At 71.5% G+C, this 21,697-nt stretch carries 22 protein-coding genes; 17 read left to right on the plus strand and 5 right to left on the minus strand.

Going from position 1 to position 21,697, the window contains the following annotated elements:
- Positions 1–153: 153 nt before the first annotated feature.
- Together allB and alc are read left to right on the plus strand one after the other, a co-directional pair.
- The gene (allB, locus tag ACZ67T_RS02055; RefSeq protein ID WP_469981049.1) at positions 154–1,494 is read left to right on the plus strand and encodes an allantoinase AllB; all 1,341 of its coding nucleotides are present in this window, start codon (positions 154–156) and stop codon (positions 1,492–1,494) included.
- A 5-nt stretch (positions 1,495–1,499) separates the two neighbouring features.
- Entirely contained in the window at positions 1,500–2,615 is a 1,116-nt protein-coding gene (gene alc, locus ACZ67T_RS02060) for an allantoicase (RefSeq protein ID WP_469981050.1), read from the plus strand.
- A gap of 113 nt (positions 2,616–2,728) precedes the next feature.
- On the opposite strand, the gene ACZ67T_RS02065 is transcribed toward alc, so the two are convergent.
- Positions 2,729–3,460 carry an SDR family oxidoreductase gene (locus ACZ67T_RS02065; protein ID WP_469981051.1) on the minus strand — a complete coding sequence of 244 codons (732 nt, stop codon included), beginning with the start codon at positions 3,458–3,460 and terminating at the stop codon, positions 2,729–2,731.
- Positions 3,461–3,688: 228 nt separating this feature from the next.
- Between ACZ67T_RS02065 and ACZ67T_RS02070 the strand changes: the two genes are divergently transcribed.
- Positions 3,689–4,591: a DMT family transporter gene (locus ACZ67T_RS02070; protein ID WP_469981365.1), complete on the plus strand. Its 903-nt coding sequence runs from the start codon at positions 3,689–3,691 to the stop codon at positions 4,589–4,591.
- Between the two features lie 131 nt (positions 4,592–4,722).
- The gene (locus ACZ67T_RS02075; protein WP_469981052.1) at positions 4,723–5,130 is read left to right on the plus strand and encodes a guanyl-specific ribonuclease; all 408 of its coding nucleotides are present in this window, start codon (positions 4,723–4,725) and stop codon (positions 5,128–5,130) included.
- Between the two features lie 22 nt (positions 5,131–5,152).
- Here the strand turns inward: ACZ67T_RS02075 and ACZ67T_RS02080 are convergent, their stop codons facing one another.
- A complete protein-coding gene (locus ACZ67T_RS02080) occupies positions 5,153–5,353 on the minus strand; it encodes a hypothetical protein (protein ID WP_469981053.1) in 201 nt (66 codons plus the stop codon).
- Between the two features lie 180 nt (positions 5,354–5,533).
- Here ACZ67T_RS02080 and ACZ67T_RS02085 point away from each other — a divergent pair, with 180 nt between their 5' ends.
- The 4 genes from ACZ67T_RS02085 (at position 5,534) to ACZ67T_RS02100 (ending at position 9,567) form a co-directional block, all read left to right on the plus strand.
- Positions 5,534–6,799, plus strand: coding sequence for a histidine kinase (locus ACZ67T_RS02085; RefSeq protein ID WP_469981054.1), 1,266 nt, complete (start codon positions 5,534–5,536; stop codon positions 6,797–6,799).
- Between the two features lie 127 nt (positions 6,800–6,926).
- Positions 6,927–7,592, plus strand: a complete 666-nt coding sequence (locus ACZ67T_RS02090; RefSeq protein ID WP_469981055.1) for a response regulator transcription factor — start codon at positions 6,927–6,929, stop codon at positions 7,590–7,592.
- Positions 7,593–7,677: 85 nt separating this feature from the next.
- On the plus strand, positions 7,678–8,925 hold the full coding sequence (locus ACZ67T_RS02095) for an ROK family protein (RefSeq protein WP_469981056.1): 1,248 nt from the start codon (positions 7,678–7,680) through the stop codon (positions 8,923–8,925).
- Positions 8,926–9,120: 195 nt separating this feature from the next.
- Positions 9,121–9,567: a PaaI family thioesterase gene (locus tag ACZ67T_RS02100; protein WP_469981057.1), complete on the plus strand. Its 447-nt coding sequence runs from the start codon at positions 9,121–9,123 to the stop codon at positions 9,565–9,567.
- Positions 9,568–9,609: 42 nt separating this feature from the next.
- Here the strand turns inward: ACZ67T_RS02100 and ACZ67T_RS02105 are convergent, their stop codons facing one another.
- Positions 9,610–10,614 (minus strand): Gfo/Idh/MocA family protein, encoded by a 1,005-nt coding sequence (locus ACZ67T_RS02105; protein WP_469981058.1) that lies wholly within the window; start codon positions 10,612–10,614, stop codon positions 9,610–9,612.
- 127 nt (positions 10,615–10,741) lie between these two features.
- Here ACZ67T_RS02105 and ACZ67T_RS02110 point away from each other — a divergent pair, with 127 nt between their 5' ends.
- The 7 genes from ACZ67T_RS02110 (at position 10,742) to ACZ67T_RS02140 (ending at position 17,522) form a co-directional block, all read left to right on the plus strand.
- Positions 10,742–11,479 carry a GntR family transcriptional regulator gene (locus ACZ67T_RS02110; RefSeq protein ID WP_384248647.1) on the plus strand — a complete coding sequence of 246 codons (738 nt, stop codon included), beginning with the start codon at positions 10,742–10,744 and terminating at the stop codon, positions 11,477–11,479.
- A gap of 128 nt (positions 11,480–11,607) precedes the next feature.
- Positions 11,608–12,597: a substrate-binding domain-containing protein gene (locus ACZ67T_RS02115; protein WP_469981059.1), complete on the plus strand. Its 990-nt coding sequence runs from the start codon at positions 11,608–11,610 to the stop codon at positions 12,595–12,597.
- A gap of 116 nt (positions 12,598–12,713) precedes the next feature.
- A complete protein-coding gene (locus ACZ67T_RS02120; RefSeq protein ID WP_469981060.1) occupies positions 12,714–13,718 on the plus strand; it encodes a sugar ABC transporter substrate-binding protein in 1,005 nt (334 codons plus the stop codon).
- Entirely contained in the window at positions 13,715–14,764 is a 1,050-nt protein-coding gene (locus ACZ67T_RS02125; protein WP_469981061.1) for an ABC transporter permease, read from the plus strand. Before ACZ67T_RS02120 ends, ACZ67T_RS02125 begins: the two co-directional genes overlap by 4 nt.
- On the plus strand, positions 14,761–15,561 hold the full coding sequence (locus ACZ67T_RS02130) for an ATP-binding cassette domain-containing protein (protein WP_469981062.1): 801 nt from the start codon (positions 14,761–14,763) through the stop codon (positions 15,559–15,561). Before ACZ67T_RS02125 ends, ACZ67T_RS02130 begins: the two co-directional genes overlap by 4 nt.
- A 198-nt stretch (positions 15,562–15,759) precedes the next feature.
- Positions 15,760–16,944 (plus strand): ROK family glucokinase, encoded by a 1,185-nt coding sequence (locus ACZ67T_RS02135; protein ID WP_469981063.1) that lies wholly within the window; start codon positions 15,760–15,762, stop codon positions 16,942–16,944.
- A complete protein-coding gene (locus ACZ67T_RS02140; RefSeq protein WP_469981064.1) occupies positions 16,944–17,522 on the plus strand; it encodes a sugar kinase in 579 nt (192 codons plus the stop codon). Before ACZ67T_RS02135 ends, ACZ67T_RS02140 begins: the two co-directional genes overlap by 1 nt.
- Positions 17,523–17,762: 240 nt before the next feature.
- Here ACZ67T_RS02140 and ACZ67T_RS02145 read toward each other — a convergent pair whose 3' ends face one another.
- Complete coding sequence (locus tag ACZ67T_RS02145; RefSeq protein WP_469981065.1) at positions 17,763–18,842, minus strand: MerR family transcriptional regulator; 1,080 nt, start codon at positions 18,840–18,842, stop codon at positions 17,763–17,765.
- A 262-nt stretch (positions 18,843–19,104) separates the two neighbouring features.
- Between ACZ67T_RS02145 and pcaDC the strand changes: the two genes are divergently transcribed.
- The gene (gene pcaDC / locus ACZ67T_RS02150) at positions 19,105–20,397 is read left to right on the plus strand and encodes a bifunctional 3-oxoadipate enol-lactonase/4-carboxymuconolactone decarboxylase PcaDC (RefSeq protein WP_469981066.1); all 1,293 of its coding nucleotides are present in this window, start codon (positions 19,105–19,107) and stop codon (positions 20,395–20,397) included.
- Between the two features lie 54 nt (positions 20,398–20,451).
- Complete coding sequence (locus ACZ67T_RS02155) at positions 20,452–21,087, plus strand: MBL fold metallo-hydrolase (protein WP_469981067.1); 636 nt, start codon at positions 20,452–20,454, stop codon at positions 21,085–21,087.
- Positions 21,088–21,124: 37 nt separating this feature from the next.
- On the opposite strand, the gene ACZ67T_RS02160 is transcribed toward ACZ67T_RS02155, so the two are convergent.
- Entirely contained in the window at positions 21,125–21,697 is a 573-nt protein-coding gene (locus ACZ67T_RS02160) for an isochorismatase family protein (RefSeq protein WP_469981068.1), read from the minus strand.

The following is a 21,697-nucleotide window of genomic DNA, read 5'->3' on the forward strand; positions in this document are numbered from 1 at the left end:
TACGTTCTGGTTTACGGAATTCTAATTCCACTTTGTGGAAACGTCCAGGACGGCGTTCTTCGGCGTAGTCCCGTACGAGACGGGTCTTGACGGACCCTGGACCGGAGTGAAAACTCCTTCAACAGAACGTTGAATTTACTGAGAGGGGCTCGGGTGTCCGACGTCGAACTGGTGCTGCGCTCGACCCGCGTCATCACCCCCGAAGGCACGCGGCCCGCGTCGGTCGCCGTCGCCGGGGGAAAGATCGCCGCCGTACTTCCGCACGACGCGGACGTACCGGCAGGCGCCCGGCTCGAGGACTTCGGTGACGATGTCCTCATGCCCGGACTCGTGGACACCCATGTCCACGTGAACGACCCGGGGCGCACGGAGTGGGAGGGCTTCTGGACGGCCACCCGCGCCGCGGCGGCCGGCGGCATCACCACGATCGTCGACATGCCGCTCAACTCGCTGCCGCCGACGACGACCGCGGCCAACCTGCGCACCAAGCAGGACGTCGCCGCCGCCAAGGCGCACATCGACGTCGGCTTCTGGGGCGGCGCGCTGCCCGACAACGTCAAGGACCTGCGTCCGCTGCACGACGCCGGCGTCTTCGGCTTCAAGTGCTTCCTCTCGCCGTCCGGCGTGGACGAGTTCCCGCACCTGAACGGTGACCAGCTCACCGCCTCCATGGCCGAGATCGCCGGGTTCGGCGGCCTGCTCATCGTGCACGCCGAGGACCCGCACGAGCTGGACGTCGCCCCGCACAACAGCGGCCCGAAGTACGACGACTACCTCGCGACCCGGCCGCGGATCTCCGAGGACGTCGCGATCAAGGGGCTCATCGACACCGCCAAGCGGATCGGCGCCCGCGTCCACATCCTGCACCTGTCCTCCTCCGACGCGCTGCCGCTGATCGCCGAGGCCAAGGCCGAGGGCGTCAAGCTCACCGTCGAGACCTGCCCGCACTACCTCACGCTCACCGCGGAGGAAGTCCCGGACGGCGCGAGCGAGTTCAAGTGCTGCCCGCCCATTCGCGAGGCCGCGAACCAGGACCTGCTGTGGCAGGCGCTCGCCGACGGCACCATCGACTGCGTCGTCACCGATCACTCGCCGTCGACCGCCGACCTGAAGACCGACGACTTCGCCACCGCGTGGGGCGGCATCTCCGGCCTCCAGCTGAGCCTCTCCGCCATCTGGACCGAGGCCCGCAGGCGCGGCCACTCCCTCGACGACGTGGTGCGCTGGATGTCCTCGCGCACCTCGGAGCTGGTCGGCCTCGACGACCGCAAGGGCGCCATCGCCGCCGGCCGCGACGCCGACTTCGCGGTCCTCGCCCCCGAGGAGACGTTCACCGTCGACCCGGCCGAGCTGCAGCACCGCAACCGCGTCACCGCCTACGCGGGCAAGACGCTGCACGGCGTCGTGAAGTCGACCTGGCTGCGCGGTGAACGCATCGTCGCCGAGGGCGAGTTCACCGCACCGGCAGGCAAGCTCCTCGAAAGGAACAACTGATCACTGTGACGGCGATCCCCAGCTTCACCGGCGACGCGAACCCCTACGGCGGCGGCGACCCCTACGCCGACTACCGCACCGCCGACTTCCCGTTCACGCAGTACGCCGACCTCGCCGCCCGCCAGCTCGGCGCCGGTGTCATCGCCGCCAACGACGAGTTCTTCGCCCAGCGCGAGAACCTCCTCGTGCCCGAGCGCGCCGAGTTCGACCCCGAGCACTTCGGGCACAAGGGCAAGATCATGGACGGCTGGGAGACCCGCCGTCGCCGCGGCACCGGCGCGGACCACCCGTGGCCGACCGCCGAGGACCACGACTGGGCGCTCGTCCGGCTCGGCGCCCCCGGCGTGATCCGCGGCATCATCGTCGACACCGCCCACTTCCGCGGCAACTACCCGCAAGCGGTCTCCGTCGAGGCCGTGTCCGTGGAAGGTGCGCCCACCCCGGAGGAGCTGCTCTCGGGCGACGTCAAGTGGACGACGCTCGTACCGCGCACGGCGGTCGGCGGCCACGCGGCCAACGGCTTCGCCGTCGACGTGGAGCAGCGCTTCACGCACCTGCGCGTCAACCAGCACCCCGACGGCGGCATCGCCCGCCTGCGGGTCCACGGCGAGGTCGTGCCCGATCCCAAGTGGCTCGCCACGCTCGGCACGTTCGACGTCGTCGCCCTGGAGAACGGCGGCCGCGCCGAGGACGCCTCCAACCTCTTCTACTCGCCCGCGAGCAACACCATCCAGCCGGGCCGCTCCCGCAAGATGGACGACGGCTGGGAGACCCGCCGCCGCCGCGACCAGGGCAACGACTGGATCAGCTACGGCCTGGCCGCCCAGTCGCAGATCCGTGCCCTGGAGATCGACACCGCCTACCTCAAGGGCAACTCGGCCGGCTGGGCGTCGGTTTCCGTGCGCGACGGCGACGACGGCGCGTGGGTGGAGGTCCTGCCCCGCACCCGCCTCCAGCCCGACACCAACCACCGCTTCGTCCTCGACGCCCCTGCGGTCGGTACCCACGCGCGCGTGGACATCTACCCGGACGGCGGCATCTCCCGCCTGCGCCTGTTCGGCTCGCTGACGGACGAGGGCACGGCCCGCCTGACGGCCCGCCACCAGGAGCTCGGCGGCTGACCCGGGCACCGGACCCGCGCGGGGGTGTACCGGCCTGACAGCACCGGCACGCCCCCGCGCGCATACGTCACGCCGCGTGCCCGCCGTCCACGGCGAACTCCGCGCCGCATACGTCACGCCGCGTGCCCGCCGTCCACGGCGAACTCCGCGCCCGTGACATACGTGGCCTCGGGGCCGGCGAGATAGGCGACCATCGACGCCACCTCGTCGGCCGTGCCGAACCGGTCCAGCGCGACGGACACGGTCTGGCCCGGGGCGTACGGTCCGTCCGCCGGGTTCATGTCCGTGTCGATCGGACCCGGGTGGACGATGTTCGCCGTGATGCCGCGGCCGCCCAACTCACGTGCCAGCGCCTTCGTCAGGCCGATCAGGGCCGCCTTGGTCGTCGCGTACACGGTCCCGCCGGGGCCCGGTACGCGCTTCGCCATGCAGGTGCCGACGGTGACGATCCTGCCGCCGTCGGACAGCCGCGTCGCGGCCGCCTGCGACGCCAGCAGGACACCGCGCACGTTCACCGCGAGCGCGTGGTCGATCTCGGCGAGCGAGAAGCCCTCCAGCGGCCCGAGCACCCCCACGCCCACGTTGTTCACCAGCACGTCGAGCCCGTCGAACGCGTCCGCCGCCCGATCCACCGCCCCCGCCGCCTCGTGCGCGTCCGCCGAGTCGGCGCGCAGTGCGAGACCACGCCGGCCCAGTGCCTCGACGCGGCGCACGACCTCCTCGGCCGCCTCCTTGCCGTTCACGTAGGTGACCGCCACATCCGCGCCCTCACGGGCCAGCCGCAGCGCGGTCGCCGCGCCGATCCCGCGACTGCCACCGGTGACGAGTGCTGCCTTGCCGTTCATGGGTCCTCCTGAGGCCATCGGTTGTTATGACTTCAAGTAAATGGACGGGCGGCCGCCGATGCTGGCGGCAAACGGACGCCGATGCCCCTGCCCGCGGCGGTGAGCTGCCGGGCGGGTCCGGTGGGCGGAAAGCGGTGGCCCTGATGATCTTGCCGCCGGTACCGTGAGCCCGCCCCCGTGCGAGCCGCCGTCGTCTCCACGCCGCCGTACGCCGCCGGAGACCGCACCTTGACCACGCTCACCGTCACCGCGCCCCGCCGCACCTGGCTCACCGACCTGCCCGTCCTCCTCGTGGCCGTCGTCTGGGGAGCCAGCTATCTCGCGGCCAAGGGCATCACCACACAGGCCACCGTCCTCGCGGTTCTCGTGCTCCGGTTCGGCGCCGTCCTGCCGGTGCTCGCCGTTGCCGGGTGGGGAGCGCTGCGCGGGCTGAGCGCCGCGCAGTGGCGCGGGGCGGGCCTCCTCGGGCTGATCCTCAGCGGGATCTTCCTCCTGGAGACCTACGGCGTCGTCCACACCTCCGCGACGAACGCGGGCCTCATCATCAGCCTCACCATGATCTTCACGCCGCTGGCCGAGGCCGCGGTGACCCGGACCAGGCCGTCCCGCACCTTCCTCGCCGCGGCCGCCGTCTCCGTGGCCGGCGTCGTCCTGCTCACCCAGAGCGGCGGCTTCACGGCCCCGTCCGCCGGCGACCTCCTGATGCTGCTCGCGGCACTCGCCCGCACCGTCCACGTCCTCGCCATGGCGAGGACGAAGTCCGTGCGGGGCGCGGACGCGCTGCCCCTGACGACAGTCCAACTGAGCGCGTCCGTCATGGTGTTCGCGCTCCTGTGCGGGGTGCCGGGGACGGGTGCCGCGCCGTGGGAGGCGGCCGCGGACTTCGGCCCGCGCGCGTGGGCGGGGCTCGTCTTCCTGTCCGTCTTCTGCACGCTCTTCGCCTTCTTCGTACAGATGTGGGCGGTCCACCGGACGTCACCGTCCCGGGTGAGCCTGCTTCTCGGCACCGAGCCGCTGTGGGCCGCGGCGGCCGGCATCGCCGTCGGCGGTGAACGCCTGGGGCCGCTGGGCCTGTTGGGGGCCGTGTTCGTGCTGGCAGGGACGGCATGGGGGCGCCGCGCCACCTCCTGAGTCGTACCTCGAACCGGCCCCGAACGCGCCCCGCGCGCACCTGAAGCAGCGCCTGGGATTGGTTAACTTCCGGAAAACTCCCCCGACTTGACGTTGACACGTCATGCTCTACGCGCGTCACACTAGGGGCCATGCGAATCCCCCCACGAATCGCCAGTGTCACTGCCCTCGCCGCCGCCCTGCTCATCGGCGGCCCCGTCCTCGCCGGCCCGGCCACCGCGGCCCCGGCCCCCGTCACGTACTCCGTGACAGCCGTCGGCGACATCTGCTACTCGGCGCTGCCCTCCCAGGCCCACGACACGCTCGACCTCATCGAGCAGGGCGGCCCCTACCCGTACGACCAGGACGGCACCGTCTTCCAGAACCGGGAGGGCGTCCTGCCCGCGCAGTCCACCGGCTACTACCACGAGTACACGGTCATCACCCCCGGCTCCCCGACCCGTGGCGCCCGCCGCATCGTCACCGGTGAGCAGTCCCAGGAGGACTACTACACCGGCGATCACTACGCGACGTTCGACCTCGTCGACCACGGCTGCTGAACGACCCCGGTGAGCGGCGCCGTCAGCTCTTGAGGCTCTCCGACGCGGCGAACAGGGCGAACGCGAGCACGATCAGCGCGATGCTCCCGTACACCTCGTAGCCGTCGAGGAAGCCGAGATGCTGGATGACGCCCCAGCTCAGCCACCCGGTGAACTCGTGCAGCAGGCCGACCACGCCCTGAATGAGCGCGATCGCGCCGATGAACTCCAGAACCTTCTTCATGGGTGACAACCTCGCCCCGCGGACCTCCCACACACATCGGCCGCGGGGCGAGGCGCATCCCGCCGCAAGACGCGACTTGCGGCGGGGCGGGCCTACCGAAGTACCGGCCGCCGCGACTTTCGTCCACGGTCCGCTCCACGAGGCGGTCCCGGGCGTCACGGGTGCGTAGATTTGTCGACCATGGAGGTTCAGGAGCGGACAGGGACGACCCCACCGGGGGAGCGGTACCGATGGCGGCGCAGGATGCTGCCCTCGGCCGTCGCCGACGAGCTCGACCTGGACCCGGACGGCCGCCCCGGCCGCAGGCGCCGCACCCTGCGCGACTGGGTCGTCGACTTCACCTGCTTCTTCGCCGCCGTGGGCATCGGCCTGCTCGGCGCCCACTCCGTCTCGAACGACCCGAACACCTCCGACGCCCTCGCGGCCCTGGACCAGTGGCTCGGTGCACTCGCCTGCGCCGCCGTGTGGCTGCGCCGACGGTGGCCTCTGGGCCTGGCCGTCGCGCTGTCGGCCGTCAGCATGGTGTCCAACAGCGCGGGCGGCGCCACCCTGGTCGCCATCTTCACCCTCGCCGTGCACCGCCCCTTCCGCTACGTCGCCTGGGTCGCCGGCGCCTCCTGCGCGCTGATCCCGTTCTTCTTCTGGGTCCGTCCTGACCCGGACTCGCCGTACGTCGTCTCCGTCGCCTTCACGATCGTCCTCACGGTCACCGTCGTCGGCTGGGGCATGTTCGTACGCTCCCGGCGCCAGCTCCTGCTGTCGCTGCGCGACCGGGCGAGGCGCGCCGAGACCGAGGCCGGACTGCGGGCCGAGCAGGCGCAGCGCCTCGCCCGCGAGGCCATCGCCCGCGAGATGCACGACGTGCTCGCCCATCGGCTCACCCTGCTCAGCGTGCACGCGGGCGCCCTGGAGTTCCGGCCCGACGCACCCCGGCAGGAGGTCGCCCGGGCGGCCGGCGTCATCCGCGAGAGCGCCCACGAGGCGCTCCAGGACCTGCGCGAGATCATCGGCGTCCTGCGGGCCGACGACCACGGCGAGGAGTCGGGGCGGCCACAGCCGACGCTCGCCGGACTCGACGCCCTCGTCGCCGAGTCCCGCGAGGCGGGCATGAAGATCGTCCTCGACCACCAGGTCACCGACCCGGACGCCGTCCCCGCGTCCGTCGGCCGCACCGCCTACCGCATCGTCCAGGAGGGACTGACCAACGCCCGCAAGCACGCCCCCGGCGCCGAGGTCGAGGTCCTCGTGTCCGGGGCTCCGGGAGACGGGGTCACCGTCTCGGTCCGCAACCCGCCGCCCCCCGGCGAGGTCCCGCACGTGCCCGGCTCGGGCCAGGGCCTGATCGGCCTCACGGAACGCGCCACCCTGGCCGGCGGCAGCCTCGGCCACGGACCCGCCGACGACGGAGGTTTCGCGATCGAGGCCTGGTTGCCGTGGCCCGGGTGACTCCCGCCCACGGCCGGCACTCCCTGGACCACGTGATCACCGGCTCGCTACGGTGGCCCCGGGACGGTGGCGGCGACGACGGTGACGGTGCGGTGCGACGGCGCGAAGGCGGGACTGGGTGAATTCGGTGGAACCGATCAGGGTGCTCCTCGTCGACGACGACCCGCTGGTGCGCGCGGGCCTGTCCTTCATGCTCGGGGGCGCGTCCGACATCGAGATCGTCGGCCAGGCGGGCGACGGCTCGGAGGTCCCCGCCCTTGTCGCCGAGACCCGGCCCGACGTCGTCCTCATGGACATCCGCATGCCGGACGTGGACGGTCTCGCCGCGACCGAGGCGCTGCGGGCGCGGCCCGACGCACCCGAGGTCATCGTCCTCACCACGTTCCACGCCGACGAACAGGTACTGCGGGCGCTGCGCGCCGGGGCCGCGGGATTCGTCCTCAAGGACACCGCGCCCGCCGAGATCGTGGAGGCGGTCCGCCGGGTCGCCTCCGGAGCTCCCGTCCTGTCGCCGACCGTGACCCGGCAGCTCATCACGCGGGCCACCGGCCCCGACCCGCAGCAGGACCGCAGGGCACGCGCGCGTGAGCGCCTCGCCGAACTGGCCGACCGCGAAAGGGAGGTGGCCGTCGCCGTGGGCCGCGGCGCGTCCAACGCGGAGATCGCCGGCGAGCTCTACATGAGCGTCGCGACCGTCAAGGCGCACGTCTCCCGCATCCTCGCGAAGCTCGGCCTGAACAACCGCGTCCAGATCGCCCTCCTGACCCACGACGCGGGACTGCTCGACGACTGACCGCGGCGGCACGGGTAGATTCACAGAGCGTGATCCGGGCGCGGGCGAACGGCGCTCAGGGTCCGCAGCACGGGGGAGGATGACGATGGCCGGACCACGCCGGCGCACGGTGCGTGACCTCAGACGCAGCAACCGCGCCACGGTGCTGCGCAAGCTCTACTTCGACGGGCCGCTCAGCCGGCAGGAGCTGGGCCCTCTCACGGCGCTCAGCTCGGGGTCGATCAGCAACGTCGTCTCCGAACTCGTGGCCGACGGCCTCCTGGAGGAGGCGGGATCGGTCGACTCCGACGGCGGCAGGCCACGCACACTCCTGCGCGTCGCCCCCCACTGCGGCCATCTCGCCGGCGTCGACATCGGCGAGACCCGCGTACGCGTGGAGCTCTTCGACTTCACCTTGAACGAACTCGCGCGCGTGGACACCCCGTTGCCCGACGGACACCATGACGCGCGGGACGTCGTAGGGATCGTCGCGGCCGGCCTCGCGCGGGTGCTCGCCGAGGCGAAGGCCGCACCGGACGCCCTCATCGGCGTCGGCATCGGTGTGCCCGGCATCGTCGACGCCTCCGGTGCGGGCGGCGCCGTCGGAGCCGTCGTGCACGGTCAGGCCATCGGCTGGGACGCCGTCCCCCTCGAGGCGATGCTCCGCAAGCGCCGTGAACTCCCTTCCGAACTCCCGCTGTTCGTCGACAACGGAGCCAGGACACTGGGTCTGGCCGAGATGTGGTTCGGCGCGGGCCGCGGCGCCCGCAACGCCGTCGTCACCCTCATCGGATCCGGCGTCGGCGCCTGCGTCATCGCCGACGGCGTCCCCTACCAGGGCTCGTCCGGCAGCGCGGGGGAGTGGGGGCACACCACGCTCCAGGTGGGTGGGCGGCGCTGCCGGTGCGGGGCGCGCGGCTGCCTGGAGGCGTACGTGGGCGCCGAGGCGCTGCTCGAACGGTGGCGGGAGAGCGGCGGCCACTGGACCTCGGCCGACGAGGAGGGAGCGCTCGCCGAACTCCTCGCCGACCCCGAGGCCGCTGAACTCCTCGACGAGACGGCCGAGTTCCTCGGCGCGGGCATCGCCGACCTCGTCAACCTCTTCAACCCGGAGCGCATCGTCGTCGGCGGCTGGGCCGGGCTGCTCCTCGGCCCCCGCCTCCTCGAACCGGTCCGGCGGGCGGCCGCGGCGTACGCCCTGCGCCACCCGTACGCGCAGACCACGATCGAACTCGGGCGCCTCGGACCCGACGCGGTGACGGTGGGCGCGGCGACCCTGCCGCTCGCGCGTTTCCTGGACGAGGGCGGCGGGGCGATCACCTCACGCGACCCGATCGTCAGCGGGGCGGGTTAGAGCCCGCAGGCGCCGGCGCCCGACCGGACCGCGTCCTCACGCCTGCCCCCGACGGCACGGCGGACGGGCTGCCCGGCATGCTGATACGCGGCGTCCGAAGTCCGCCGGTCCGGTGGTGTCGTGGTCCGGGGTGACGTGACGCCACCGCGCGGCGCGACCGGCGCGCCGCAACCGCCGACCTGCCCGGAGGACCTCATGACCGCACCCCGCGAGCGCGACAACCCCCACGAGCCCGACCTCGCCCTGGCCGCGAAGCTCCTGGACGCCCAGCCGTTCAGCCGTCTCGTGGGCGCCCGGATCACCAGGTTCGGCGACGGCGCGGCCACCATCGAGATCGACATCAGGCCGGAGCTGCACCAGCAGAACGGGTTCCTGCACGGCGGGGTCCTGTCCTACGCCGCCGACAACGCGCTGACGTTCGCGGGCGGCACGGTCCTCGGAGCGGCCGTGCTCACCGGCGGCTTCTCCATCCAGTACGTCCGCCCCGCCACGGGCCGCACCCTGATCGCCCGCGCCCAGGTCGTCCACAGCGGCCGGCGCCAGGCCGTCGTCCGCTGCGACCTGTCGACCGTGGACGAGGACGGCACGGAGAAGCTGTGCGCCGTGGCCCAGGGCACGATCCTGCCGGTCGCGCAGGGCTGAGCGGGCGCACAGACTGAGCGGCGCGCGTACAAGGCCGGAGAATCAGCCCCCCGGGATCTCCTCCATCCGCACCAACCGCCGCTCCCGGCGCGACAGTTCGCAGGCCTCCGCGATCCGCAGCGCGTGCAGGGCCTCGCGGCCGTCGCACGGGTTCTCGCGTTCGCCGCGCACCACGTCGACGAACGCGACGAGCTCCGCCTCGTAGGCGGGGGCGAAGCGTTCCAGGAAGCCGGGCCAGGGCTTGGACGCGGCAGGCGGTCCCTTGGGCTCGGTGGAGGCGAAGGGCGTGCGGTCGTCGAGGCCGACGACGACGGTGTCCAGTTCGCCGGAGAGTTCCATGCGTACGTCGTAGCCCGCGCCGTTGCAGCGCGTCGCCGTCGCCGTGACCAGCGCGCCGTCGTCCAGCGTGAGGACGGAGGCCGCCGTGTCCACGTCCCCGGCCTCGCGGAACATCGCGGGCCCGGCGTCGGACCCGGTCGCGTACACCTCCGTCACCTCGCGGCCGGTCACCCAGCGCAGGATGTCGAAGTCATGGACCAGGCAGTCCCGGTAGAGCCCGCCGGACAGCGGCAGATAGGCGGCCGGCGGCGGCGCCGGGTCGCTCGTCATGGCCCGTACGGTGTGGAGCCGGCCGAGGCGGCCCGAGCGCACCGCCTCGCGCGCCGCCGTGTACCCCGCGTCGAAGCGGCGCTGGAAGCCCAGCTGGAGCACGGTCCCGGCCCGCTCCACCTCGTCGAGCGCGGCCAGCGTGCCCGGCAGGTCGAGGGCGATGGGCTTCTCGCAGAACACCGGGAGCCCGGCCCGCGCCGCCCGCCCGATCAGCTCGCCGTGTGCGGACGTCGCCGCCGTGATGACCACCGCGTCCACGCCCCAGGAGAAGATCTCGTCCACCGTGGGTGCCGCGGTCGCGCCGATCCGGTCCGCGAGCGCGACGGCCCGCTCCGGGTCCGCGTCCGTGACGACGAGCGAGCCGACCTCGCGGTATCGCTCCAGAACTGCTGCGTGAAAGGTGCCGATACGGCCCGTCCCGATAAGTCCGATGCGCATGCAGTCAAGGTGCCGCCCGGCGAACCCGCTGTCAACGGTTTGTCCTGACAACCGAACTTCACGACTTCCCGTCAACATTCCTTGCGACTACGCTCGGCCCGTGGCCAAACCAGTAGTCGACCCGACCGTGTCGCTCCAGCTCAGCGTGGACCGCAGCAGTCCGGTCCCGCTCTATTTCCAGCTCTCCCAGCAGCTGGAGGCGGCGATCGAGCGCGGCTCCCTGACCCCCGGCAGCCTGCTCGGCAACGAGATCGAGCTCGCGGGCCGGCTCGGCCTGTCCCGGCCCACCGTGCGCCAGGCCATTCAGTCCCTCGTCGACAAGGGCCTCCTCGTCCGCCGCCGGGGCGTCGGCACCCAGGTCGTCCACAGCCAGGTCAAGCGCCCCCTGGAGCTCAGCAGCCTCTACGACGACCTGGAGGCGGCGGGCCAGAAGCCCGAGACGCGCGTTCTGGCCAACACCCTCGTGCCCGCGTCCGCCGAGGTCGCGGCCGCGCTCGGGGTGGCGGAGGGCGACGAGGTGCACCGGGTCGAGCGGCTGCGGCTGACCCACGGCGACCCGGTCGCGTACCTCTGCAACCACCTGCCCACCGGGCTGCTCCCGCTCGACACGGAGCGGCTGGAGGCGACCGGGCTCTACCGGCTGATGCGCGCCGCGGGGATAACCCTGCACAGCGCCCGCCAGTCCGTCGGCGCCCGCGCCGCCACGGCCGAGGAGGGCGAGCGGCTCGCCGAGCCCGCGGGCGCCCCGCTCCTGACGATGCAGCGCACCACGTTCGACGACACCGGCCGACCCGTCGAGTTCGGGTCGCACACGTACCGGGCGTCCCGCTACTCCTTCGAGTTCCAGCTCCTCGTACGGCCGTAGAAGCTCCGCCCGAGTGCCGCGGACGTCCGGCCGTAAGAATGTTATGACAAAGTCATTGACGGTGCCGGGTACCCACCGCTAGAACTCCTCCAGCCGCACACGGGCGGCGAGGAGAGAGGTGGCACACCATGCGCACAGCCCGCACGGCAGCAACCCTCATGGCGGTCGTCGCGCTCGCGGCCGGATGCAGCAGCTCCGGAGGCAAGACCTCCGAGGACAAGGCCGACGACTCAGGAGGCGGCAAGCCCGCCGGCACGCCCCGCCTGAAGATCGCGATGGTCACCCACTCCGGCGAGGGCGACACCTTCTGGGACATCGTCCAGAGCGGCGCCGAGCAGGCCGCCGCCAAGGACAACGTCCAGTTCCTCTACTCGAACGACAAAGAGGCCAAGGGCCAGGCCGAGCTGGTCCAGTCGGCGATCGACAAGAAGGTCGACGGGATCGTCGTCACCCTCGCCAAGCCCGAGGCCATGAAGGCCGTGCTCGCCAAGGCGAAGGACGCCGGGATACCGGTCGTCACGATCAACTCGGGCGGCGAGTTCTCGCAGGCGTTCGGCGCGCTCACCCACATCGGGCAGGACGAGTCCGTGGCCGGCGAGGCCGTCGGCAGCGAACTCAACGCGCGGGGCAGGAAGAAGGCGCTCTGCGTCATCCACGAACAGGGCAACGTCTCCCTCGAGCAGCGGTGCGCCGGTGTCAAGAAGACCTTCAAGGGCACCGTCGAGAACCTCAACGTCGAGGGCACCAACGCGCCCGCGTCCCAGTCGTCCATCGAGGCCAAGCTCCAGGCGGCCAAGGACATCGACGCGGTCGTCGCGCTCGGCGCCCCCGTCGCGGCCGTCGCCGTCAAGGCGAAGCAGGACGCGGGCAGCGAGGCGGAGATCGACACCTTCGACCTGAACGCGGCCGTGGTGAAGAGCCTCAAGGCCAAGGACGTGGGCTTCGCCGTCGACCAGCAGCCCTACCTCCAGGGCTATCTCGCCGTCGACGAACTGTGGCTCTACCGCACCAACGCCAACGTCATCGGCGGCGGAAAGCCGGTCCTGACGGGCCCCGCGATCGTGACCGAGAAGGACGTGCCGAAGCTCGAGAAGTACACCGCGCGCGGTACCCGGTGAACGGATGCATGATCCCAGTGCCTGATACTTGGACGTTTGGGGCCGGTCATCAAGCCCCCGGGGCAGGTCCGCCGGCCCCGCAGAACCAGGGTCCAGAAGAAGAAGGGCACGGCCTCGTGGCACGGTTTCGGAGCTGGGTGAGCATCGCCCTCGCAGGGGCAGTCGGTCTCACTCTCGCGGGGTGCAGCAGCACCGGTGGCAAGCGGGCGGAGGACGCCAGGAAGGCGGCCTCGGCCCAGGGCAGGGCCGCGGTGAACACCCCGCGCTGGACCGTCGCGATGGTGACCCATTCGGGCGACGGCGACACCTTCTGGGACATCGTCCAGAGCGGCGCCAAGCAGGCCGCGATCAAGGACAACATCAACTTCCTGTACTCGCACAGCGACGAGGCACAGCAGCAGGCCCAGCTCGTCGACGCGGCCGTGGACAAGAAGGTCGACGGCCTGATCGTCACGCTCGCCAAGCCCGACGCCATGAAGGCCGCCGTCGCCCGGGCCGAGAAGGCCGGCATCCCCGTGATCACCGTGAACTCCGGCTCCGAGGAGTCCAAGAAGTTCGGCGCGCTCACGCACATCGGCCAGGACGAGACGATCGCGGGCCGGGCCGTCGGCGAGGAGCTGAACAAGCGCGGCCGCAAGAAGGCCCTGTGCGTCCTGCACGAGCAGGGCAACGTCGGCCACGAGCAGCGCTGCGCCGGCGCCAAGGAGACCTTCAAGGGCCAGATGCAGAACCTGTACGTCGAGGGCACCAACATGCCCGACGTCCAGTCCTCCATCGGCGCCAAGCTCCAGGCCGACAAGTCGATCGACTCCGTCGTCACCCTCGGCGCGCCCTTCGCCGCCACCGCCGTGAAGGCCAAGCAGGACGCGGGCAGCAAGGCCGAGATCGACACCTTCGACCTCAACGAGAAGGTCGCCGGCGGCCTGAAGGACGGCACGCTCGGCTTCGCCGTCGACCAGCAGCCCTACCTCCAGGGCTACGAGGCCGTGGACCTGCTGTGGCTCTACCGCTACAACGCGGACGTCCTCGGCGGCGGCAAGCCGGTCCTGACCGGACCGCAGATCATCACCAAGGACCAGGCCGCGAAGCTCGAGGAATACACGAAGCGGGGGACCCGATGAGCGCCGCCGCACCGAAGACCCCGCCGCTGACGGACGAGCGGCTCCTGAGGACGTCACCGCTGCGCAAGCTCATGGGCCGGCCCGAACTGGGCTCGGTCGTCGGCGCCGTCGCCGTCTTCCTCTTCTTCGCGGTCTTCGCGGACAGCTTCCTGCGGGCCTCCAGCCTCGCCACGGTCCTGTACGCGTCGTCGACGATCGGCATCATGGCCGTACCCGTGGCCCTGCTGATGATCGGCGGCGAGTTCGACCTCTCCGCCGGTGTCATGGTCACCACGTCCGCGCTGGTCTCGTCGATGTTCAGCTACCAGATGACGGCGAACGTCTGGGTCGGGGTCGGGGTCTCGCTCCTGGTCACGCTCGCCATCGGCGTGTTCAACGGCGTCATGCTGACCCGCACGGACCCACCGAGCTTCATCATCACGCTCGGCACCTTCCTGATGCTGACGGGCATGAACCTCGGCTTCACCAAGCTGATCAGCGGCACCGTCTCCACCAAGTCGATCTCCGACATGGAGGGCTTCTCCTCCGCCAAGGACGTCTTCGCCTCCACGCTCACCATCGGCGGCGTCGACTACAAGATCACCATCCTGTGGTGGCTCGCCCTGATCGTCGTCGCCACCTGGATCCTGCTGCGCACGCGCGTCGGCAACTGGATCTACGCGGTCGGCGGCGGGGAGGACGCGGCGCGCGCCGTCGGCGTCCCGGTCAACAAGACCAAGATCGGCCTCTACATGGGCGTCGCGTTCGGCGCCTGGATCTCGGGGCAGCACCTGCTGTTCTCGTTCGACGTCGTGCAGTCCGGCGAGGGTGTCGGCAACGAGCTGATCTACATCATCGCGGCCGTCATCGGCGGCTGTCTGATCACCGGCGGCTACGGTTCCGCGGTCGGCGCCGCGATCGGCGCCCTGATCTTCGGCATGACGAGCAAGGGCATCGTGTTCGCCGAGTGGAACCCGGACTGGTTCAAGTTCTTCCTCGGGGCGATGCTGCTCCTCGCGACCCTGCTCAACGCGTGGGTCCGCAAGCGCGCGGAGGCGACGAAATGACCGAGACCGCAGAGCGTACGGCGCTGGTCGAGCTCGACGGCGTCAGTAAGTACTACGGCAACATCCGGGCCCTGGAAGACGTCTCCCTGGTCGTGCACGCGGGTGAGATCTCCTGCGTCCTCGGTGACAACGGCGCGGGCAAGTCGACCCTCATCAAGATCATCGCGGGCCTGCACAAGCACGACTCCGGCTCCTTCAGCATCGAGGGCGAGGAGACCCGGCTCGCCAGTCCGCGCGAGTCCCTCGACCGCGGTATCGCCACGGTCTACCAGGACCTCGCCGTCGTCCCGCTGATGCCGGTCTGGCGGAACTTCTTCCTCGGCTCCGAGCCGACGAAGGGCTCCGGTCCCTTCAAGCGCCTGGACGTCGACCTGATGCGCCGGACGACCCACGCGGAGCTGCTCCGCATGGGCATCGACCTGCGCGACGTCGACCAGCCCATCGGCACGCTCTCGGGCGGTGAACGCCAGTGCGTGGCGATCGCCCGCGCCGTCTACTTCGGCGCCAAGGTCCTCGTACTCGACGAGCCGACCGCCGCCCTCGGCGTCAAGCAGTCCGGCGTCGTCCTGAAGTACGTCGCCGCCGCGCGGGACGCAGGCCTCGGAGTGGTCCTGATCACGCACAACCCGCATCACGCGTACCTCGTGGGCAACCGCTTCGTCCTTCTGAAGAGGGGCACGATGTTCGGCAGCTACGACCGCGACGAGATCACCCTCGACGAACTGACCCGCCAGATGGCAGGCGGCAGCGAACTGGACGACCTGCGCCACGAGCTGGAGGGCCGGGACGCTCCGTAGGACTGGACGCTCCGTAGGCCGGGCGCCGCTACGGGTGCGGGGCTGTGACATTTTGCGGCTCCGCCCCGGGGCGGAGCCGGCGACATCGGCCCCGCGGACGGAGAGGGACCTGCGGTAGCGCCACGTCCCCCCCAGGTCACGGTCACCGGCGCCCGGCGGATGAGCCACGGCGGCCAGCGAAATGGCACAATCGGCGCGATGAGCACCTACCGCGACCTCGCCCACCGCGGCTCCGCACGAGCCACCGTCCTGCGGACCGTCGGCACGCGTGAGCGCCGTTCCCACCTGACGGCTCCGCGCGTCCCGACCGTCGGTATCGACATCGGCGGTACGAAGGTGATGGCGGGTGTCGTCGACGCCGACGGCAACATCCTGGAGACCCTGCGCACGGAGACTCCGGACAAGTCCAAGAGCCCCAAGGTCGTCGAGGACACGATCACGGAGCTGGTGCTCGACCTCTCCGACCGGCACGACGTGCACGCCGTCGGCATCGGCGCGGCCGGCTGGGTCGACGCGGAGCGCAACCGCATCCTGTTCGCGCCCCACCTGTCGTGGCGCAACGAGCCGCTCCGGGACCGGATCTCCAGCCGCCTCTCCGTCCCCGTACTCGTCGACAACGACGCGAACACGGCCGCCTGGGCCGAGTGGCGCTTCGGCGCGGGCCGTGGCGAGGACCACCTGGTCATGATCACGCTGGGCACCGGCATCGGCGGCGCGATCCTGGAGGACGGCCAGGTCAAGCGGGGCAAGTTCGGAGTCGCCGGTGAGTTCGGACACATGCAGGTCGTCCCCGGCGGCCACCGCTGCCCGTGCGGAAACCGCGGCTGCTGGGAGCAGTACAGCTCCGGCAACGCCCTCGTGCGCGAGGCCCGCGAGCTCGCCGCCGCGGACTCCCCGGTCGCGTACGGGCTCATCGAGCGCGTCAAGGGCAACGTCTCCGACATCACGGGCCCGCTCATCACCGAACTCGCCCGCGAGGGCGACGCCATGTGCATCGAGCTGCTCCAGGACATCGGCCAGTGGCTCGGCGTCGGCATCGCGAACCTCGCGGCCGCCCTCGACCCGTCCTGCTTCGTCATCGGCGGCGGCGTCTCCGCGGCCGACGACCTGCTGATCGGCCCGGCCCGCGACGCCTTCAAGCGCCACCTCACCGGCCGTGGCTACCGCCCCGAGGCTCGCATCGCCCGCGCCCAGCTCGGCCCCGAGGCCGGTATGGTCGGCGCCGCCGACCTCGCGCGGCTCGTCGCCCGTCGCTTCCGCCGCGCCAAGCGCCGGCGCGTGGAACGGTACGAGCGCTACGAGCGTTACCACCAGGGCAAGGGCTTCGGCCTCGGCCAGCAAAGCCCGGCGAGCGCCGCCGGCGAGACCCAGGGACCCAAGTAATGACCGTGCCACGCCAGCCCTCGTCCCCCGACGAAGGGCAGCGCCCCCCTGGGAACCGCCGGAGGGTCATCCGCCGCCGCGCGCTGACGCTGCTCACGATCGTGCTGCTCATCGGCGTGCCCGCCGGCTATCTGGTGATCTCCGCGAACCAGAGCCGGAACAGCGGCAAGGACAAGGAGGCCAAGTACTCCGCGACAGGCCTCACCATCGGCTGGCCCTCCAAGGTCCAGCGCCGGCTGTACCAGGTGCCGATACCGGTCTCCTCCGCCAAGGGCGTCGCGTACTACGAGACGAACAACCTCCGGACGAGCCGCCTCTACGTCCGCTTCCGCACCACGGACTCGGGCCTCGACAAGTTCCTGAAGACCATCGGGACCAGCTCGTCCGAGCTGAAGGCGGACGAGGTCACCATCAGCCCGCGCAACCAGAAGGTCGTCGGCTGGGTCTTCGACGGCCCCGGCCCGTACGGGAGCCTCACCCACAAGCAGAAGAACCCCGAGCCGACCCTGGACGTCGTGGTGAACCAGGAGAACCCCGCGAAGCCCTTCGTGTACGTGGTGTCGACGACGACGCCGTAGCGCGGGCCGCGCTCGGCGGCGCCCCCTCCCCGCGGGTAGGGGGCGCCGGCGAGCGCGTGATCCACCACGTACCGCCCACCACGAGCGGCGCGAACACGGTGAGCCCCGCACGCTGTGCCGCCACCGGCCGGCTGTGCCGCTCTCCCTCCCGCAACAGGCGGGCGAGTCGGTGTCTGTCGGCGTCACCGATGAGCTGCTGAGAGCGGATCCGGCGCGACTCGACGCGCATGCCGCACGCTCCTACTGCGGGAGCTCGATGACGTCGGCGACCACGCAGCTGGCGTTGTCGGGACCGCCGGAGCCGTTGGCGAGGGCGACGAGTTCGCGGGTCGCCTGCTCGGGCTCCCTGGTCTCGGAGAGAACCCGGTGGATCTCTGCCGTCGGCACGACGGCCGACAGACCGTCGGAGCAGAGCAGGTATCGGTCTCCCCGCCGGGCGTCGTGGAGGCGCAGCTCGGGGGTGGCGTCGGCTCCTCGGCCCAGGGCTCGTACCAGCAGCGACCGCTGGGGGTGGGAGGCGGCCTCTTCCGGGCTGAGGCGGCCCTCGTCGACCATCGACTGCACCATGGTGTGGTCATGCGTGATCTGGAACAGCTCTCCGTCGCGCAGCAGGTGGACGCGGGAGTCGCCGATGTGGACGAGGGCCAGCTGTGATCCGGTCCAGAGCATCGCGGTGAGTGTCGTGCCGGCCTCCTCGGGTGAGGAACCGGTCCCGGCGACGCCGTGCACGGCCCGTTCGGCCTGTTCGACGGCGTCTTCAAGGACGTTGAGGAGATCGCCCGCCGGGACGCTGTCGGTTTCGAGGTGCTTGAGTGCGTCGACGGCGGCCGCGCTCGCGGGGGCTCCCTGGCTGCCGTAGCCGTCGGCGACGGCGAGCAGGCGGGACCCGGCGTAGGCCGTGTCCTGGTTGCTCTCACGGACGAGGCCCGTGTCGGACAGTGCGGCGTAGCGGATTCCCAGGGGCTTGGTGGTCGGGGACATGGCAGGGTCCTTCCCGGACAGGTGGTTGATGAGGAAGGTGGCCAGGTCCCGCCGTGCGGCGGTGTCGGCCTCGACCTGGGCCCAGAACGCGCGGACCTCCTGGGCCGCCGGGCCCGCCTCCAGCGTGCAGACGTGCTGGATGCGGGCCAGGGACATCCCCAGACGCCGGAGCCAGGCGACCAGTCGAGCCCGGTCCAGTTGCTCAGGCGCGTAGAGGCGGTAGCCGGTCACCGGGTCGACGTGGGCGGGGGGCAGCAGACCGAGCTCGTCGTAAAGACGCAGCGCCTTCGGTGACAGCCGCGACGCCTTCGCGAACGCCCCGATGGTCAGCAACCCCATGCCCACTCCTCACTCATGCCGAGCACATCGCCCGGCTCCACCGATGCTGTGGCCTCCCCCAAGGTGAAGGTCAACCAAGGGTGCCGGTCGGCTCCGTCCGATGGTCTTTCACCAGCCGTGGTGGCCCCCGTGCCGACCGCCGCGCGGTGGTAGTCAAGCCGGACGCGGAGGATCTTCGCGAAGCCTCCACAACGTGGGACGGCCTGCACGGGGTGTCCACCCGGTCGTGTGAGAAATTGCGAGATGTGAGACCGTGCAGGGCGTGAGTGAGACACCGAAGAACACCCTGCAATACCGCTTTGACGGGCCAGAAGACGCCCCAGTCCTGATCTTGGGTCCCTCACTGGGTACCACCTGGCACATGTGGGACCGGCAGGTACCCGAGCTCGCCCGGCAGTGGCGGGTGTTCCGTTTCGACCTGCCCGGACACGGCGGCGCCCCCGCCCACCCGGCCGGTTCCGTCGCCGACCTCGCCGCGCGGCTCCTGGCCACGCTCGACGAACTCGGCGTGCAGCGCTTCGGTTACGCGGGCTGCTCCCTGGGCGGCGCCATCGGCGCGGAGCTGGCGCTGCGCCACCCGCAGCGCGTGGCCTCCCTCGCGCTGATCGCGGCCTCGCCCCGCTTCGGCACCGCCGACGAGTTCCGCCAGCGCGGCGTGATCGTCCGCAGCAACGGCCTCGACCCCATCGCCCGCACGTCCCCGGAGCACTGGTTCACCAGTGGCTTCGCGGCCGCCCAGCCCGCGATCACCGACTGGGCCGTGCAGATGGTGCGCACCACGGACCCGGGCTGCTACATCGCCGCCTGCGAGGCGCTCGCGTCCTTCGACGTACGGGCCGAGCTCGGCTCCATCGGCGTCCCGACGCTCGTCCTCGTCGGCTCCGACGACCAGGTGACGGGCCCCGCCCAGGCGCGCACACTCGTCGCCGGCATACCGGACGCGCGGCTCGCCGTCGTACCCGCCGCCTCGCACCTCGCGCCGGTCGAGCAGCCCGCCGCCGTCACCGACCTCCTCGTACGGCACTTCTCCACCGCCTGGCAGCCCGCGTACGAGACCGGGCAGCACGCGATCCCCGCCGCCCCCGTCAAGCCCGTCCTCGCGCCGCCGCCCCCGCCGGTCGCCCCCGTGGCGGAGATCGGGCCCATGGAGGCCCAGCCCGAGGCGGAGGTCCGGACCGACCGGCACGACATCGGTCTCAAGGTGCGCCGCGAGGTGCTCGGCGACGCGCACGTCGACCGGGCGCTGGCCTCGGCGGATGCCTTCTCCGGCGACTTCCAGGAGTTCCTCACCCGGTACGCGTGGGGAGAGATCTGGAGCCGGCCCGGCCTCGACCGCCGCATGCGCAGCTGCGTCACGCTCACCGCGCTCGTCGCGGGCGGTCACCTCGAAGAGCTGGCCTTCCACACCCGCGCCGCCCTGCGCAACGGCCTCACCGCCGACGAGATCAAGGAAGTGCTGCTCCAGGCCGCCGTGTACTGCGGCGTGCCCGCGGCGAACTCGGCGTTCAAGGTGGCCCAGGCCGTGATCCGGGAGGAGACCACGCCGCAGGAGTAGACGACCGGGTGCCGGGACGGGCCGGACGCGGGCCGGGAGCGCAGGATGGTTCCTATGAAGCTCACGAAGAAGATCCATGCCTGCGTCCGCCTGGAGAAGGACGGGCGGACGCTCGTCATCGACCCGGGCGGCTTCTGCGAACAGGACGCGGCAGTCGGCGCCGAGGCGATCCTCGTGACGCACGAGCACCCCGACCACTTCGACGAGGTCCGGCTGCGGGTGGCCCTCGAAGCCGACCCGGCCACCGAGATCTGGACCCTGAAGTCCGTGGCCGACAAGATCTCGACGGCGTTCCCGGGCCGGGTGCACACGGTCGGGCACGGCGACACGTTCGAGGCGGCCGGTTTCGACATCCAGGTCCACGGCGAACTGCACGCCGTCATCCACCCGGACATCCCCCGCATCACGAACGTCGGCTATCTGATCGACCACGGCCGCGTCTTCCACCCCGGCGACGCGTTCACCGTCCCCGACCAGCCGGTCGAGACGCTCCTGGTGCCCGTGATGGCCCCCTGGAACAAGATCGCCGAGGTCATCGACTACCTCCGCGAGGTCGGCCCGCAGCGCGCGTACGACATCCATGACGCGCTGCTGACCGACCTGGCCTGGCCCATCTACGAAGGGCAGATCGGGGCGCTCGGCGGGACGGACCACCTGCGGCTGACGCCGGAGGAGTACGCGACGCTCTGAGCGCCCCCGCGGGCTGTCGACTCCCGGTGAACTCCCTTTACCGGCCGAGGAGTTCGATGATCTCTTCGGTCGTGGCGAGTTCCGCGATCCGCGGGAAGATCTTGCCGAAGCTGTGCTCGTGGGACGCGGCGTCCGTGTCGGTCGTCGCGTCCTCGACCACCGTGAGGTGGTAGCTCAGCTCGAAGGCGGAGCGGGCGGTGGACTCGACGCCGATCGAGGTCGAGATCCCCGCGAGCACGATCTGCGTCACTCCGCGGCGGCGCAGCTGGAGGTCCAGCTCCGTCCCCGTGAACGCGCCCCAGTGCCGCTTGGTGATCACGATGTCGTCGCCGAGCGGGCCCAGCTCGTCCGGGAACTCGGAGAACGCGGCGGGCGGCGCCTGGGTGAGCCCGGGGGCGGCGGACCGGCTCACCGGCAGGTCACCGCCGTCGGGGGACCAGGCGACGCGGACCCGCACGACGGGCAGGCCCTTGGTGCGGAAGGCGTCCGCGAGCGCGGCCCCGTTCTTCAGGACGGCGTCGGCGGGGTGGACGGTCGGCAGGCCGAGGATGCCGTTCTGGAGGTCGATGAGGACGAGGGCGGTGCGGTCGTCGAGGGTGGTGGCGGGCAT

This window comes from Streptomyces sp. NPDC107517 (assembly GCF_055582645.1).

Coding starts and splice junctions, on each gene's coding strand:
- ACZ67T_RS02065 (WP_469981051.1), bottom strand. CDS start 3,460: ATGAACGGCAAGGCAGCACTCGTCACCGGTGGCAGTCGCGGGATCGGC.
- ACZ67T_RS02075 (WP_469981052.1), top strand. CDS start 4,723: ATGCGAATCCCCCCACGAATCGCCAGTGTCACTGCCCTCGCCGCCGCC.
- ACZ67T_RS02080 (WP_469981053.1), bottom strand. CDS start 5,353: ATGAAGAAGGTTCTGGAGTTCATCGGCGCGATCGCGCTCATTCAGGGC.
- ACZ67T_RS02085 (WP_469981054.1), top strand. CDS start 5,534: ATGGAGGTTCAGGAGCGGACAGGGACGACCCCACCGGGGGAGCGGTAC.
- ACZ67T_RS02095 (WP_469981056.1), top strand. CDS start 7,678: ATGGCCGGACCACGCCGGCGCACGGTGCGTGACCTCAGACGCAGCAAC.
- ACZ67T_RS02100 (WP_469981057.1), top strand. CDS start 9,121: ATGACCGCACCCCGCGAGCGCGACAACCCCCACGAGCCCGACCTCGCC.
- ACZ67T_RS02105 (WP_469981058.1), bottom strand. CDS start 10,614: ATGCGCATCGGACTTATCGGGACGGGCCGTATCGGCACCTTTCACGCA.
- ACZ67T_RS02115 (WP_469981059.1), top strand. CDS start 11,608: ATGCGCACAGCCCGCACGGCAGCAACCCTCATGGCGGTCGTCGCGCTC.
- ACZ67T_RS02125 (WP_469981061.1), top strand. CDS start 13,715: ATGAGCGCCGCCGCACCGAAGACCCCGCCGCTGACGGACGAGCGGCTC.
- ACZ67T_RS02130 (WP_469981062.1), top strand. CDS start 14,761: ATGACCGAGACCGCAGAGCGTACGGCGCTGGTCGAGCTCGACGGCGTC.
- ACZ67T_RS02135 (WP_469981063.1), top strand. CDS start 15,760: ATGAGCACCTACCGCGACCTCGCCCACCGCGGCTCCGCACGAGCCACC.
- ACZ67T_RS02140 (WP_469981064.1), top strand. CDS start 16,944: ATGACCGTGCCACGCCAGCCCTCGTCCCCCGACGAAGGGCAGCGCCCC.
- ACZ67T_RS02145 (WP_469981065.1), bottom strand. CDS start 18,842: ATGGGGTTGCTGACCATCGGGGCGTTCGCGAAGGCGTCGCGGCTGTCA.
- ACZ67T_RS02155 (WP_469981067.1), top strand. CDS start 20,452: ATGAAGCTCACGAAGAAGATCCATGCCTGCGTCCGCCTGGAGAAGGAC.
- ACZ67T_RS02160 (WP_469981068.1), bottom strand. CDS start 21,697: ATGCCCGCCACCACCCTCGACGACCGCACCGCCCTCGTCCTCATCGAC.